The 12181-nt window shown below is 42.2% G+C and carries 16 protein-coding genes; 13 read left to right on the top strand and 3 right to left on the bottom strand.

What is annotated here, in order from left to right; genetic code table 11:
- Nucleotides 1–39: 39 nt before the first annotated feature.
- From HUT38_01410 to dut, 3 genes are read left to right on the top strand one after another with little or no spacing between them, the layout of a single operon-like run.
- A complete protein-coding gene (locus HUT38_01410) occupies nucleotides 40–603 on the top strand; it encodes a dCTP deaminase (protein NUQ57132.1) in 564 nt (187 codons plus the stop codon).
- Complete coding sequence (locus HUT38_01405) at nucleotides 600–1289, top strand: thymidylate kinase (protein NUQ57131.1); 690 nt, start codon at nucleotides 600–602, stop codon at nucleotides 1287–1289. The genes HUT38_01410 and HUT38_01405 overlap by 4 nt, the downstream gene beginning before the upstream one ends.
- A 13-nt stretch (nucleotides 1290–1302) precedes the next feature.
- The gene (gene dut, locus HUT38_01400) at nucleotides 1303–1728 is read left to right on the top strand and encodes a dUTP diphosphatase (GenBank protein ID NUQ57130.1); all 426 of its coding nucleotides are present in this window, start codon (nucleotides 1303–1305) and stop codon (nucleotides 1726–1728) included.
- An 11-nt stretch (nucleotides 1729–1739) separates the two neighbouring features.
- Here the strand turns inward: dut and HUT38_01395 are convergent, their stop codons facing one another.
- Together HUT38_01395 and HUT38_01390 are read right to left on the bottom strand one after the other, a co-directional pair.
- Nucleotides 1740–1964 carry a type II toxin-antitoxin system HicA family toxin gene (locus HUT38_01395; protein ID NUQ57129.1) on the bottom strand — a complete coding sequence of 75 codons (225 nt, stop codon included), beginning with the start codon at nucleotides 1962–1964 and terminating at the stop codon, nucleotides 1740–1742.
- Nucleotides 1957–2220, bottom strand: coding sequence for a type II toxin-antitoxin system HicB family antitoxin (locus HUT38_01390; GenBank protein ID NUQ57128.1), 264 nt, complete (start codon nucleotides 2218–2220; stop codon nucleotides 1957–1959). The genes HUT38_01395 and HUT38_01390 overlap by 8 nt, the downstream gene beginning before the upstream one ends.
- A gap of 67 nt (nucleotides 2221–2287) precedes the next feature.
- Here HUT38_01390 and lepB point away from each other — a divergent pair, with 67 nt between their 5' ends.
- From lepB to ftsZ, 10 genes are all read left to right on the top strand, one after another.
- On the top strand, nucleotides 2288–2785 hold the full coding sequence (lepB, locus tag HUT38_01385; protein NUQ57127.1) for a signal peptidase I: 498 nt from the start codon (nucleotides 2288–2290) through the stop codon (nucleotides 2783–2785).
- An 86-nt stretch (nucleotides 2786–2871) separates the two neighbouring features.
- Complete coding sequence (locus tag HUT38_01380; protein NUQ57126.1) at nucleotides 2872–4170, top strand: histidine--tRNA ligase; 1299 nt, start codon at nucleotides 2872–2874, stop codon at nucleotides 4168–4170.
- A 3-nt stretch (nucleotides 4171–4173) separates the two neighbouring features.
- Nucleotides 4174–4389: a hypothetical protein gene (locus HUT38_01375; protein NUQ57125.1), complete on the top strand. Its 216-nt coding sequence runs from the start codon at nucleotides 4174–4176 to the stop codon at nucleotides 4387–4389.
- Nucleotides 4390–4520: 131 nt separating this feature from the next.
- Nucleotides 4521–4859 (top strand): rRNA maturation RNAse YbeY, encoded by a 339-nt coding sequence (locus tag HUT38_01370; protein NUQ57124.1) that lies wholly within the window; start codon nucleotides 4521–4523, stop codon nucleotides 4857–4859.
- 81 nt (nucleotides 4860–4940) lie between these two features.
- Nucleotides 4941–5108 (top strand): DNA cytosine methyltransferase, encoded by a 168-nt coding sequence (locus HUT38_01365; GenBank protein ID NUQ57123.1) that lies wholly within the window; start codon nucleotides 4941–4943, stop codon nucleotides 5106–5108.
- Nucleotides 5109–5110: 2 nt separating this feature from the next.
- Nucleotides 5111–5815, top strand: a complete 705-nt coding sequence (locus HUT38_01360; protein NUQ57122.1) for an HNH endonuclease — start codon at nucleotides 5111–5113, stop codon at nucleotides 5813–5815.
- 2 nt (nucleotides 5816–5817) lie between these two features.
- Nucleotides 5818–6027, top strand: a complete 210-nt coding sequence (locus HUT38_01355; GenBank protein ID NUQ57121.1) for a hypothetical protein — start codon at nucleotides 5818–5820, stop codon at nucleotides 6025–6027.
- A 260-nt stretch (nucleotides 6028–6287) separates the two neighbouring features.
- The gene (locus HUT38_01350; protein NUQ57120.1) at nucleotides 6288–7094 is read left to right on the top strand and encodes an NYN domain-containing protein; all 807 of its coding nucleotides are present in this window, start codon (nucleotides 6288–6290) and stop codon (nucleotides 7092–7094) included.
- Nucleotides 7095–7261: 167 nt separating this feature from the next.
- Nucleotides 7262–8470, top strand: a complete 1209-nt coding sequence (gene ftsA / locus HUT38_01345) for a cell division protein FtsA (GenBank protein ID NUQ57119.1) — start codon at nucleotides 7262–7264, stop codon at nucleotides 8468–8470.
- Between the two features lie 114 nt (nucleotides 8471–8584).
- Entirely contained in the window at nucleotides 8585–9745 is a 1161-nt protein-coding gene (gene ftsZ / locus HUT38_01340; protein ID NUQ57118.1) for a cell division protein FtsZ, read from the top strand.
- Between the two features lie 85 nt (nucleotides 9746–9830).
- On the opposite strand, the gene HUT38_01335 is transcribed toward ftsZ, so the two are convergent.
- Nucleotides 9831–12128, bottom strand: coding sequence for a DEAD/DEAH box helicase family protein (locus HUT38_01335; GenBank protein NUQ57117.1), 2298 nt, complete (start codon nucleotides 12126–12128; stop codon nucleotides 9831–9833).
- Between the last annotated feature and the right edge of the window lie 53 nt (nucleotides 12129–12181).

Genomic DNA, 12181 nt, shown 5'->3' with positions numbered 1-12181 from the left:
TTAATATTTTAGTATTCTATTAAATATAAAAAAATATTCATGATTTTATCAGACCGAGACATAAAAAAGGCCATAAAAGAAAAGGGGTTGCAGTTTACGCCAAAACTTAAACCAAATCAAATAGGACCCGCCTCAATAGATCTTAAACTAAGTAATATCTTTAAGGTTTTTAATGTTGAAAAACAAAGCCTCTTGGACATCAAAAAAGGTCTACCGAAAAACTTCACAAAACATTACAAGCTCAAGGATGGTGAACCTTTTGTGTTGCACCCTCATAATTTCATATTGGCCAGCACTAAGGAGTTCGTAAAAGTGCCTGACAATTTGGTTTTAAGAGTGGAAGGCAAAAGCTCTCTGGCCAGAATGGGCATTTTGGTGCATACTGCCGGTTTTATTGACCCCGGATTTGAAGGAACCATTACCTTGGAGATAAGCAACCAATCTAATCTGGCCGTAGCTATTTATCCAAACATGAATATTTGTCAGATTGCCGTTCATTCTATGACTTCTCCGTCCGAAGTTCCCTATAATAAAAGAAAAAGTTCTCTTTATATGAATCAAAGCGATCCAACTGAAGCAAGTACTAAAAATCTTCTTAAATGAAACGAGGTAAATTTTTCGTGATAGACGGCACCGACGGCAGCGGCAAAGCGACGCAAACGAAACTGCTGGCGGAAAATATGCGAAAGGCCGGATTTAAGATTAAGACGGTTGACTTTCCCCAGTACGAGAACAACTTTTTCGGCCAACTGGTCGGAAGATATTTGTCCGGCGAATTTGGCGGCTCGTCCGAAGTCAGCCCCTATTTGGCCTCCGTTCTTTACGCCGGAGACCGTTTTGAAACAAAAGAAAAAATAGAAAAATGGCTGTCGGAAGGCTTTATCGTCATTGCCGACAGATACGCCAGCTCCAATCAGATACACCAGGGCGGAAAAATTTCCGACCCGAATAAAAGAAGAGAATTTTTAGCCTGGCTGGAAGAACTGGAATACGGCATATTTAAAATTCCCCGTCCGGCGGCGATAATCTATCTTGATATGCCGCTGGAAATATCCCAAAAACTTCTTAAAGAAAAAACCGCCCAAAAAAAGAAAGTTTACCTAAAAGGAAAAAAAGACATTCACGAAAACGACATTAAACATCTCTCCAACGCCAAGAAAAACGCCGTAGGACTCATAAAGAAAAGCAATAATTGGATAAAAATAAATTGCTCCAAAAATGGCAAACCCCTCGCGGTGGAAGAAATAAACAAAAACATCGTAAAAAAAATGATACCGCTTTTGGTTTAAAAATTTAAACATAATGCTAATTAAATTCCAGAGAATTTCGGCGGAGGCGGTAATTCCCTCTTACGCCCATCCGGGCGACGCGGGGATGGATGTTTTTTCGACGGAAGAAGCGCTTATTAAAGCCGGGGAAAGAAAAAATGTAAGAACGGGAGTAAAAATGGAAATGCCGGAAGGCTATGCCGCCCTTGTCTGGGATAAAAGCGGGCTGGCCGCCAAAGACGGTATTAAAACAATGGCCGGAGTGATAGATTCCGGCTATCGGGGTGAAATAGTTATCGTTCTTGTTAATCTTAGCCAAAAAGATTTTGAAATAAAAAAAGGGCAAAAAATAGCCCAGATGCTTATTCAGAAAGTGGAACGGCCGGAAATTGAGGAAGCGGAAAATCTCAACGAAAGCAAAAGAGGCGAAGGCGGTTTCGGCAGCACGGGATTATTTTAAATAGTTTGACACTAAGAAATTTTTTCTACGTCGTCTTTTGTTATTCCAGCTTGTTTTAAAATACTTAAAATTGTTCCCTTGGGTAAGTCTTTGGAATGATAAGGAACAGTAACTCGTTTTTTATTTTCCTGATTGTAAAAAATAAAATGACTGCCGGTTTTATGGTCTAACTGAAAACCGAGTTTCTCAATTATTTTAATCAACTTCTTGGAAGTTAAGACCGGCAGTTTAGACATAAGTCAACTTTTTAGACGGCTGTTTTTTGGATTCTATGTCTATAGTAGTAACAAAATTATCAATATCGGAAGGAATTGATTCCTTGTGTTTCTCAAGACTATAAAGATACCCTCTTATAGCATCACGCGCCATTTCTTTTGCTTCTTTAATATTTCCTCCATAAGAAACACAACCCGGCAAGCTTGGGACGGTTACAGTAAAACCTCCTTCTGGTTCAGGTCTGAATATTAAATTATAGCGGAATATTTTTACCACGCCTTGATATTATCACTTTAATAACATTCTTGCAATAAACAAAATTATAAGGTATTATTAGCCAATAATGAACGAAAATTCTTTTGAACAGACTACTTCCAAAGACGCGGTTAAAAACCGGAAGGAATCTATTTTTGATTTTTTAAAATTCATCTTCATAGTGGCGGCGATAGTTTTGCCGATAAGGCTGTGGGTCGCCCAGCCGTTTCTGGTCAGCGGCGCCTCCATGGAGCCGACTTACAACGACGGCGATTATCTCATCGTGGATGAGTTTACCTATCACCTGCGAGACCCGAAGAAGAACGAGGTCATAGTCTTCCGCTACCCTAACGACCCGTCCAAGTTTTTCATCAAAAGAATAGCCGCGTTGCCCAACGAAACGGCAACCATGATAGACGGTAAGGAAATCCAAATCAAAGACAAAGAATATTTCGTCACCGGCGACAATTCCGACAAGAGTTCCGATTCCAGATACTGGGGTCCCGTGGCGGAGAAATTCATTATCGGCAGATCGTTTGTCCGCCTCTGGCCGCTTAATAAGATAGGCTTGTTTCCGGGGTATTAAAGCAGGAATTAGGCCTTAGGAATTAGCTTTTTAGGCTAAAACCCTAAAAACAACTCCTACAAGCTAATGCCTACAAGCTAATTAATATGTCTGACAATAAACAAAATATCCAAAGCCCGAAAGGGATGCACGATATTCTGGCGGAAGACTATGTGCTTTACCAGAACATTTTTGACAAAGGCGAAGAGATTGCCTCTTATTATGGCTTCAAGCCTATTCAAACCCCCATTCTGGAAAACGTTGACCTTTTTACCGCCACACTGGGAACCACTTCCGACATTGTGGAAAAGCAGATGTACTATATTAAAACCGACGGGGGCGAAAAACTGGTGATGAGGCCGGAAGCGACCGCCGGCATAATGAGATCTTATCTGGAACACGGCATGCAAACATTGCCCCAGCCGGTGATGCTCTGGTGCAAGGGTTCGTTCTTCCGCCACGAAAGCCCGCAAAAAGGCCGCTTCCGCGAATTCCAGCAGTTTAATCTGGAAATGATAGGCGAACCAAAGCCGGTGGGCGAAGCCGTGATAATCCAGATACTCACGCTCACGTTAAAAGAGCTCGGTCTGCCCCAGACGACGGTGCTTATAAACTCCATAGGCGACAAGGAGTGCCGCGGCGAATACCGCAAAAAACTGGTTAATTATTACCGCAAGCACGCCGCCAACTTATGCAAAGACTGCAAAAGAAGGTTGAAAGAAAACCCTCTGCGCCTGCTGGATTGCAAGGAACCGAAATGCGTGGAAATAAAAAAAGGCGCCCCGCAAACCGTGGACTCGCTGTGCGCTCCGTGCAAGCAGCATTTTAAAGAAGTCCTGGAATTTCTGGACACCAACGGCATAAATTACATTCTGGATACTCATCTTGTGCGCGGCCTGGATTATTATTCCCGAACGGTTTTTGAGATAATACCAGAAGCGCCGAAAGAAGAGGGAGCCAACCCACTGACCATCGCCTCCGGAGGAAGATACGACGGCCTGGCGAAGATAATCGGTCGGAGAGATATCGCCGGCGTGGGTGGAGCCATCGGAGCGGACAGGGTCGTGGCGCTGATGAAAGAAAACAAGATCGCCCCAAAATACAAGAGGGTGCCCAAAGTTTTCTTCATCCAGTTGAGCCACTCGGCCAAACAGAAGAGCCTCAAGGTGATAGAAATGTTCAGAACCGCCGGCATCTACATCGCCCAATCCGTAAGCAAAGATAACCTGAACAGCCAGCTCTCCCTTGCGTCAAGGATGAATGTGCCGCATGTTCTTATATTGGGGCAAAAGGAAAGCCTGGAGAATTCCATTATTGTACGGGACATGGCGACGAGTTCGCAGGAATCAGTCCCCATTGAAAAGGTCGTGGAAATTATCAAGAAAAAAATAGGAGGAAAAAAATAAAAAATGCTTGAAGTAAAAAGAAAAGAAAACGAAACAGCGTTGAGCCTTCTTAGAAGATTCAGCCAGAGGGTGAAGCAGTCCGGCAACATCAGCCGGATAAAAAGCATGCGCTTCAGAAACAGGCCGAAATCGGAGCTGAAGAAAAAAGAAGACGCGCTCAAAAGAGAAGCCTCAAAGAAAAAAGGCGAGCTCTTGAGGAAACTAGGTATTATAGAGTAAAGGCTTCAGAAACCAAATTTTGGAAAATCCTCTAGCCCCAGCCCTGCCTGCCGGCAGGCAGGCTCGCAGACTCGGCCGGCCGCCCCCGCCCAGGATTTTCAAAATTTGTTTCTTGTGCCTTTTCTAAAACCATGAAGCAAAGCTGGCTAAAACTTAAAAATCAGGTCTTGGGGAAAGACTATGATTTGAGTTTTGCCTTTGCCGCGCCGGAGGAAATGACAAAACTCAACAAAATTTACCGGCATAAAGATTATTCCGCCAATGTCCTCTCCTTCCCTCTCTCTGAAAATTCCGGAGAAATTTTAATAAACGAAAACTACCGCCGCAAAAATTACGGCGACTATCTTTTTATCCATTCTCTCCTGCATCTCAAGGGCTTCAAGCACGGCGAAGAAATGGACGACAGCGAGGCGGCGCTGATGAGAGGACTCCACCCCAAAAACTGGGAGAAAATAATGTCTGCCGATTGAAACAATTACCCGCAATTGCTAGATGAAAATATTTTATATTGTGTCATTTCTTATATAATACAAAGTATGATTAGTGACAAAATTAAATTTATGGATTTTTGCGCCGGGATTGGCGGAGGTCGTCTCGGGCTTGAAAACTTGGGAATGAAATGCGTCGGGTTTTCTGAAATAGATAAAAACGCTGTAAAAACTTACAGGGATTTTTTCGGCGAAGAAGAAAAAAATTACGGCGATTTAATCAAAATATAAATATGCAAGACAGCGATAAAATAATTTCATATCACGAAATGGTGGCAATGGAAAAAATGCCGCTGCAACGCGGCATGGTTTTTTCCGATGGTAAAAGAAAACATTCAATTTTGTTGATGTCGCAAAGGAAAGATGCGGTTTATAATGATGGATTTGATGAAAACGGAAATTTAATTTACGAAGGGCACGATGCCAGAGCCGAAGGTGGAATTGACCCAAAAGAAAAAGACCAACCACTTGAAACGCCAAATGGAACTTGGACAGAGAATGGAAAATTTTACAAAGCGGCAATGGATTTCAAAAGCGGTTTAAAAAAAGACCCAGAACTTGTGAAAGTTTATGAAAAAATTGACGTTGGCGTTTGGTCAATAAAAGGATTTTTTCAATTGATTGATGTTAAGCAAGTGTCGGACGGTAAAAGAAACGTTTTCAAGTTTTATTTGAAACCGGTTTTGACCAAAATTTTTAATCGTGTTGAGGATTTACCGTTTAACCGACTTATACCAACATCGGTAAAGGTGAAAGTTTGGGAAAGAGATAGAGGAAAATGCGTTATATGTGGTTCAGCAGAAAACCTACACTATGACCACGATTTGCCATACGCAAAAGGGGGAACAAGTTTGACAGAAAAAAATATCAGATTACTTTGTGCTGTATGCAATTTGAAAAAGCACGACAAAATAATGATGTTTGTTTGCTATTTGTAGTTATGGATATTTTTACGAAAGATAAAGATTATACACTCCAAGAAATAATCGACATTTGTGATAAAAACGGATTGATTACAGTTGATTGTTTAAAAGACGAAAATATGATTAGTGTTGAAAAAGAAGGTGCGGATGCATTATTTGAATTTCATACAACCGGAGAAGATCTTTTTAAATTAACTTGGCTTGCAAGCCGAGAAGGGCGGTTTTAGAAACGAGGACGGCATAATCCGAAAGTTTAACGACGAAGTGATGAATGTTCCTGGCATGGCTGCAGAAAACATTGTCGTTTGCCGTTAACAAGAAAAAATTACTGGTTGCTAAAAATTGAAAGAAATAAACAAAGAGACAAGGAAGTAAACAATTATTATAAAAAATTAGGTTGGAAAGTTATCAGGATTTGGGAACATAATTTAAAAAATTATAAAGTTGCCATTTAATATTAAGGCTGTTATTTATTTGATATAATTCAATGACTAGGTTTATTATATTCGTTGACGGTTCAAACCTTACAGGCTCTCTAAAGTATCTTAATTTGCGTGTTAAAGAGTACGGAACTTTTTTAAACTATATTTTAAAACAGGCTATAGATTCCTGGAGCTCCTCTGTAATGGGCGGAGGTTATGGACAAGCTCGTTTGATTAGGGTGCTTTGGTACGCGGTCGGTTCAATTGATATTTGGAAACTGGATGAACCAGAATCTAAGAATCAGCTTTTGGACTGGTTTAAATCTGACAAAGATCTGCAGCGTAAATATTTGGCATTGGCGGGGAGCAATTTATCTTCAACAGAAGCATCGCCAATAGAATTAGCTAGCGAAGCATGGCGTCTTTGTTTCAGCGAGATTAGCACGTGGTATAACCAAAAGAAAAAATATGTTGATGGGTTGCGTGATTTTCATTTTGGTGTTAGCTCTGGAACTGATTTTATAGATATTATTGCTTGTGGTCATTTAAAAGTAGACATACTAAATAAAAATTTATACGAGAAAGGTATTGATACTTCCTTGGCGGTTGACATGGTTACTCTTGCTGATATATATGATGTCGCACTGATAATTTCTGGGGATGCGGACAGCATTCCATCAATCCAAAGAATTAAACATAAAGGCAAGCAGGCTGGGGTAATTGAGTTTATCAAAGGATACCCGCCAGAAAAAAGAGGCAGACAATCTTCTTCAAAACTAAAAGCAGCCGCAGACTTTATAGTTCCAATTTATGAATCAGAGCTGCAACAAAAAGGAATAGCGACAAAAAGGAATAGCGACAGCTTCACCTGAAAAAGGAGGAGTTAAAACAATTAAAAATATTAGGTTGAAAATAATCTTTGAGCAAATAAGCCGGACATTCCATGCAAATGTCGTAAAATAAGCTATTATTCACAATTCCTATTCGGGAAGCGATGGTTTATAATATTGTATAATCAAAGGATAATGGCAAATTTGACATGGCCAGAAAAATAATCACCGGTCTTGATATCGGAAGCTCAAGCGTAAGAGCCATCTCCGTCGAACAAAAAAAGGACGGTTCTTTGCATATTGTCGCGGCGGCGCAGAAAGAGTCGGAAGGGGTGCGCAAGGGCTACATCACCAATCTAGAGAGCGCTTCGCGGACGATTTCTTCCACCATCAAAAATCTGGAAAAAATTTCCGGCTCCTCCATAAGAAGCGCCGTGGTTTCCGTGGGCGGGATAAGCCTCGGCTCCGCCCGGGCCAAGGGAACAATCCGCACTTCCACCGCCGACGGCGAAATAACCGAGCACGACATCAAACGCCTCGTCGCCCAAAGCGAATCCAATCTCGCCAACGTCGCCAACAAAAAAATAATCCACTCCATTCCTTTGCAGTTTAAAGTTGACAACGCCCTGGTCCACGGCCGCCCGACCGAAATGAAAGGCACTAAACTTGAGGTGGAAACGCTTTTCGTCACCTGCCTCAATCTGCATTTTTCCAACCTGGAAAAAACAGTGGAGGCGGCCGGGCTGGTAATAGACGACATAATCGCTTCGCCCCTGGCCACCAGTTGCTCGGTGCTGACAAGACAGCAGAAAGAAACCGGCTGCGTTCTGGTAAACATCGGCGCCAGCACCGTTTCCGTGGTCGTCTTTGAGGACGGCCTGCCGATATCGTTGGAGGTCTTCCCCATCGGTTCTTCGCACATAACCAACGACATCGCCCTCGGACTGCAGGTGCCGCTGGACGAAGCGGAAAAAATGAAAATGAACTACGGCTCCGACTCCCCCGGGCTGAAGAAAAAACTGGCCGACATAATAGAAGCCCGGCTGAACGACATTTTTGAAATGATAGAAAGCCATCTTAAAAAAATAAACCGCCACCAAGTTCTTCCTGCCGGAATCATAATGACCGGAAGCGGTTCCAATCTGTTTAATCTTCAGGATATAGCCAGGGCATCTCTTCGTCTACCGGCAAAAGTTGGCTCGTTGCTTCCTTATTCCGCCAATTCTTTAAACATCACCGCCCCCACCAACAACCTGCGCGACCAGCTGCTTAACGACCCTGGCTGGTCCGTAGCGCTCGGACTTTGCGTCTGCGGCGCGGGCGAAAATGTTTTTGACGCGGACGGGGAAAAGGAAGGCGAACCGGCCAAAAAAATATTCGGCACCGTAAAAAAATGGCTGCATGGTCTTCTCCCTTAGCCCCGTGAAATAAATTTTGGCTTTAATGCCGAAATTTGATTTTAAATTTTCAATTTAAAATCATTTCACAGGGTGTTGACCTTTTTTACGTAAGAGCATAGACTGTAAAGCAACATGTCCAAAATCAACCCGGAAATAGAATCTTTCGCCAGAATAAAAGTGATAGGCGTCGGCAACTCCGGCACTAATTCCGTCAATCATATGGTGCGCTCCAAAGTCAGAAACATTGACTTCATCACCGTTGACACCGACGCCCAGAAGCTCCACCACAGCCTGGCCTCCAAAAAAATCCATATCGGCAAAAACGTCACCCGCGGACTGGGCGGCGGCATGAACCCCGAACTCGGCAAACGCGCCGCGGAAGAAACAAAAGAAGCTCTGCAGGAAACAATCAAAGGCGCCGACATGGTATTCGTGGCCTGCGGGCTCGGCGGAGCCACGGGAACGGGCGCCGGACCGGTCGTGGCCAAAATCGCCAAAGAGCAAGGGATACTCACCATCGGCGTTGTTACCAAACCTTTCGGTTTTGAAGGAATGCAGAGAACAAGGCTGGCGGAATTGGGAGTGGAAAATCTGAAGGACTCCGTTGACGCCATGATCGCCATACCCAACGACCGGCTTTTGAGCATCGTCGGCAAGGACACGACTTTTCTTTCCGCTTTCCAGATGTGCGACGACGTCCTCAAACAGGCCGTGGAAGGAATTTCCGACCTTATCACGATGCCCGGCATCATCAACGTTGACTTCGCCGACGTCAGAACCGTAATGCAAAACGCCGGCTCGGCTTTGATGGGCATAGGCACCGGCCAGGGGGAAAAAAGGGCCGAAGAAGCCGCCAGAATGGCTATAAACTCCCCCTTGTTGGACATCACAATAGACGGAGCCAAGGGCGTGCTCTTTGCCATCTCCGGCGGACCAGACCTCACGATGGTGGAAATTCAAAACGCTGCCGGCGTCATCACCGAATCAATAGACCCCGACGCCAAGGTAATCTTCGGAACGATAAACGACGAGAGGCTGAAGAAAGGCGAAGTTAAGGTAACGGTCATCGCCACCGGCTTCCCCACCGAGCCGAAAACCAATAATATCAAGAAGCCGTTTTCTTTCCAGACGGAAACCGCTCCGGCAACCGAAAACAAAGAACCGAAAATCTTCAAAGATTTCCGTGACAAACCCAAAGAAGAAAAAGAAATGTTCACGCCAAAAAAGGAAGATAAAGACAAGGACAACGACTCTTGGGACATGATTCCGGCTTTTTTGAGAAGGAATAAATAAACAAGCTTATTCAAAAAATTAAGGAGGGCAATGTTCTTTTGCCCCCCTTTTTTTTGTTAACATTTCAAATCAAACAAAATTTCATTTAAGACCGCAATAACGAACACATTTCTGTTATTGCTATTTTTTTCGACTCTGCTTTTGTTTTGGCTGTTCCGGTTGTTTTAATAACTTTCCCGCCGTCATTCAGAAAACACAAACAACTATGAGTAGGACTATTGTCCGGTCCTGTAATGGTAAAAGTGAAGCTAGGAACACTTATACCCCTTTCTCTGCACATATAAAGTAAGATATTCTTTTGGTGAACGCCGGTTGCGTTTTCGTCATTGTAAACTTTATTTTTAACTTCTCCCTTAATTAATTCAATGAATTCCGGTGAATAAGATTCCCTGATAACAACCTTATTGCGGAACCAAAAAGGATTTTTTACTCTAATGCGGTCTTTTTTTAAAAAATTTCTAATAAAAGACTTTATTTTGACTTGGGCCTCTGTGTCACCACTCATACCAAAACTAGTAAGAAGAAAATTTATTAACTCTTCTTCTGTTAGGTAAGAACTGTCGTCGTGTTTACTTTGTCCTGAACCTGAGCTCTTTCTTAATTCTATCTCAAGCAAATTTACCATCTTAGGCGAAAAATACACCAACCTAACTCCATTTACCCTTTTCATGAGAATGTTTCTCGGGATGTAATGAATCTTTTCTTCCCTACCGTCAATGTTTACAATCTTATCAATGATAATACCCTCTTCGAGATTACCATTAATAACACGTGCGAACTCCAATAAAGCAATTTCACTGATTTTTAATCTTTCCGCCAAGTCGATTTGGTTAATCCACACTGAAGTTATTTTTTTAAATTCTGCTTTTAGGGAATTTACAAGCGCAGGATCGCAAAAATAATTAAGACTTTCGCCTTCTTTGCTTTCACTAAACCAGCCTGGTTCGGCTTCTTTAATTTTTTCGATAAAGCCACCCATTATTTCGACCGACCAATTGCTGCCCATCATTTCAGCGAAAGCGCGGGTTATCGAGTCTTTAAACTGAGCGTAGTTGAGCCAATTGTTAGTCGCCTTTCTTAGCAACCTTCTCTCGTTTATAACTCTCATTATTATTTCAGCATTGGCGATTACTTTTATTTTACCAATGCTAAAATCATGGCCGTTGCCGCCAACAAACTGATTATTATGGCGATTGTCGCGACTGTTGGTTCGCCCCCTGACATCTGCTCCGTTTAATATCTCGGCAAAGCTGATTGGTTGGTAAGCGCTTGCTCTGGTAACATCCAAGAAATCAACAACAAAAGCCTCTTTATCCGGATTCTCATTATCCAGTCTCAAGACTCGCCCAGCTCTCTGTTCCGCAACAACAAGCGAAAGAGTAGGACAAAGATTTATGCAAACACTTGCCTTTTTCTCATCAAAACCATGAATCAAGAGGTCGGCATTACATAAGACCTTGATCTTTCCCGAAGAAAAATCTCTCAGCATGCTTTCCCTTTCTTTGTTATTGTTTTTAGAACTTATCGCCCTGGCTGGTATTTCATTACTCTGAAATAATGAAGCAACCTGTTCAGCATGTTTTATGCTTGCGCAATACACAATAGAACTCTTGCCTGAAAACATTTTCTTATAAATATCGACAGCGCCAAAGTTCCTGCTTTCAATATTTATGGCTTTTACAAGTTCTCCTTCGCAATAGTTTCCATTTTGCACGCTTACCTGTGAGATATTGACTTCTGTCATTGCAAAAACAACAGAACAACCTGACAACAAGCCACCCTCAATCGCTGAACGAACTGACATGCTCGTTATTTCATTAGTTAATAAGTGAGCTAAATGCTTGTCGTCAGAATAACGTGGAGTAGCGGTAAAGCCAATTTTAACGGCTTCAGGAAAAAGTTTGATTATCTCTGTCACTTTTTTTCCAAGAGCTTTATGCGCTTCATCCAGAATGACGCATTCATAATCTTTAGGACTTATTTTTCCGCTACTTACTTGGAGTATAAGCGACTTGTAAGTGGTGATAGATATTGTTTTGCCATAATCCTTTTCATAAGCGTTTATAATTCCGTAATCGAGACTATCTGCAAATTCTTCTATCCGATTCTTTGTTTGATCCGTTATTACATTGGTTGGCACTACTATTATGGACTTTAATCCCGTTGCCTTAAGAAACTCAATGAATAAAACAGTTTTACCAACTCCCGTAGGAAGCTTGATATAACCTTCATGCTCTCCGCGGTTAAAAAATTCTGCCATTTCTCCAAAAACAGCCATTTGCTCGTCCCTTAGAACTCTATCTTTTTTTTCTCCATTGTGATTGTTGATGTAGATAAATAATTTTTTGGCAATTCTGTGACACAAAGATAATTTATCGTTCACAAAGCATTCTCCTTTCTTTCCTCAAATGAATTTTTAGTTAACGTTTTTAACTC

The sequence above is a fragment of the Candidatus Paceibacter sp. genome (assembly GCA_013360865.1).
In the GTDB taxonomy this organism is placed as follows: Bacteria; Patescibacteriota; Minisyncoccia; order UBA9983; family UBA9983; genus SURF-57.
Note: the sequence above shows the minus strand (reverse complement) of the source record. Positions and strands in the feature narration are given on the sequence as shown.

Excerpts from the sequence above, each read along its gene's own strand:
- HUT38_01410 (NUQ57132.1), top strand. The coding sequence starts at position 40 with ATGATTTTATCAGACCGAGACATAAAAAAGGCCATAAAAGAAAAGGGG.
- HUT38_01405 (NUQ57131.1), top strand. The coding sequence starts at position 600 with ATGAAACGAGGTAAATTTTTCGTGATAGACGGCACCGACGGCAGCGGC.
- dut (NUQ57130.1), top strand. The coding sequence starts at position 1,303 with ATGCTAATTAAATTCCAGAGAATTTCGGCGGAGGCGGTAATTCCCTCT.
- HUT38_01395 (NUQ57129.1), bottom strand. The coding sequence starts at position 1,964 with ATGTCTAAACTGCCGGTCTTAACTTCCAAGAAGTTGATTAAAATAATT.
- lepB (NUQ57127.1), top strand. The coding sequence starts at position 2,288 with ATGAACGAAAATTCTTTTGAACAGACTACTTCCAAAGACGCGGTTAAA.
- HUT38_01380 (NUQ57126.1), top strand. The coding sequence starts at position 2,872 with ATGTCTGACAATAAACAAAATATCCAAAGCCCGAAAGGGATGCACGAT.
- HUT38_01375 (NUQ57125.1), top strand. The coding sequence starts at position 4,174 with ATGCTTGAAGTAAAAAGAAAAGAAAACGAAACAGCGTTGAGCCTTCTT.
- HUT38_01370 (NUQ57124.1), top strand. The coding sequence starts at position 4,521 with ATGAAGCAAAGCTGGCTAAAACTTAAAAATCAGGTCTTGGGGAAAGAC.
- HUT38_01360 (NUQ57122.1), top strand. The coding sequence starts at position 5,111 with ATGCAAGACAGCGATAAAATAATTTCATATCACGAAATGGTGGCAATG.
- HUT38_01355 (NUQ57121.1), top strand. The coding sequence starts at position 5,818 with ATGGATATTTTTACGAAAGATAAAGATTATACACTCCAAGAAATAATC.
- HUT38_01350 (NUQ57120.1), top strand. The coding sequence starts at position 6,288 with ATGACTAGGTTTATTATATTCGTTGACGGTTCAAACCTTACAGGCTCT.
- ftsA (NUQ57119.1), top strand. The coding sequence starts at position 7,262 with ATGGCCAGAAAAATAATCACCGGTCTTGATATCGGAAGCTCAAGCGTA.
- ftsZ (NUQ57118.1), top strand. The coding sequence starts at position 8,585 with ATGTCCAAAATCAACCCGGAAATAGAATCTTTCGCCAGAATAAAAGTG.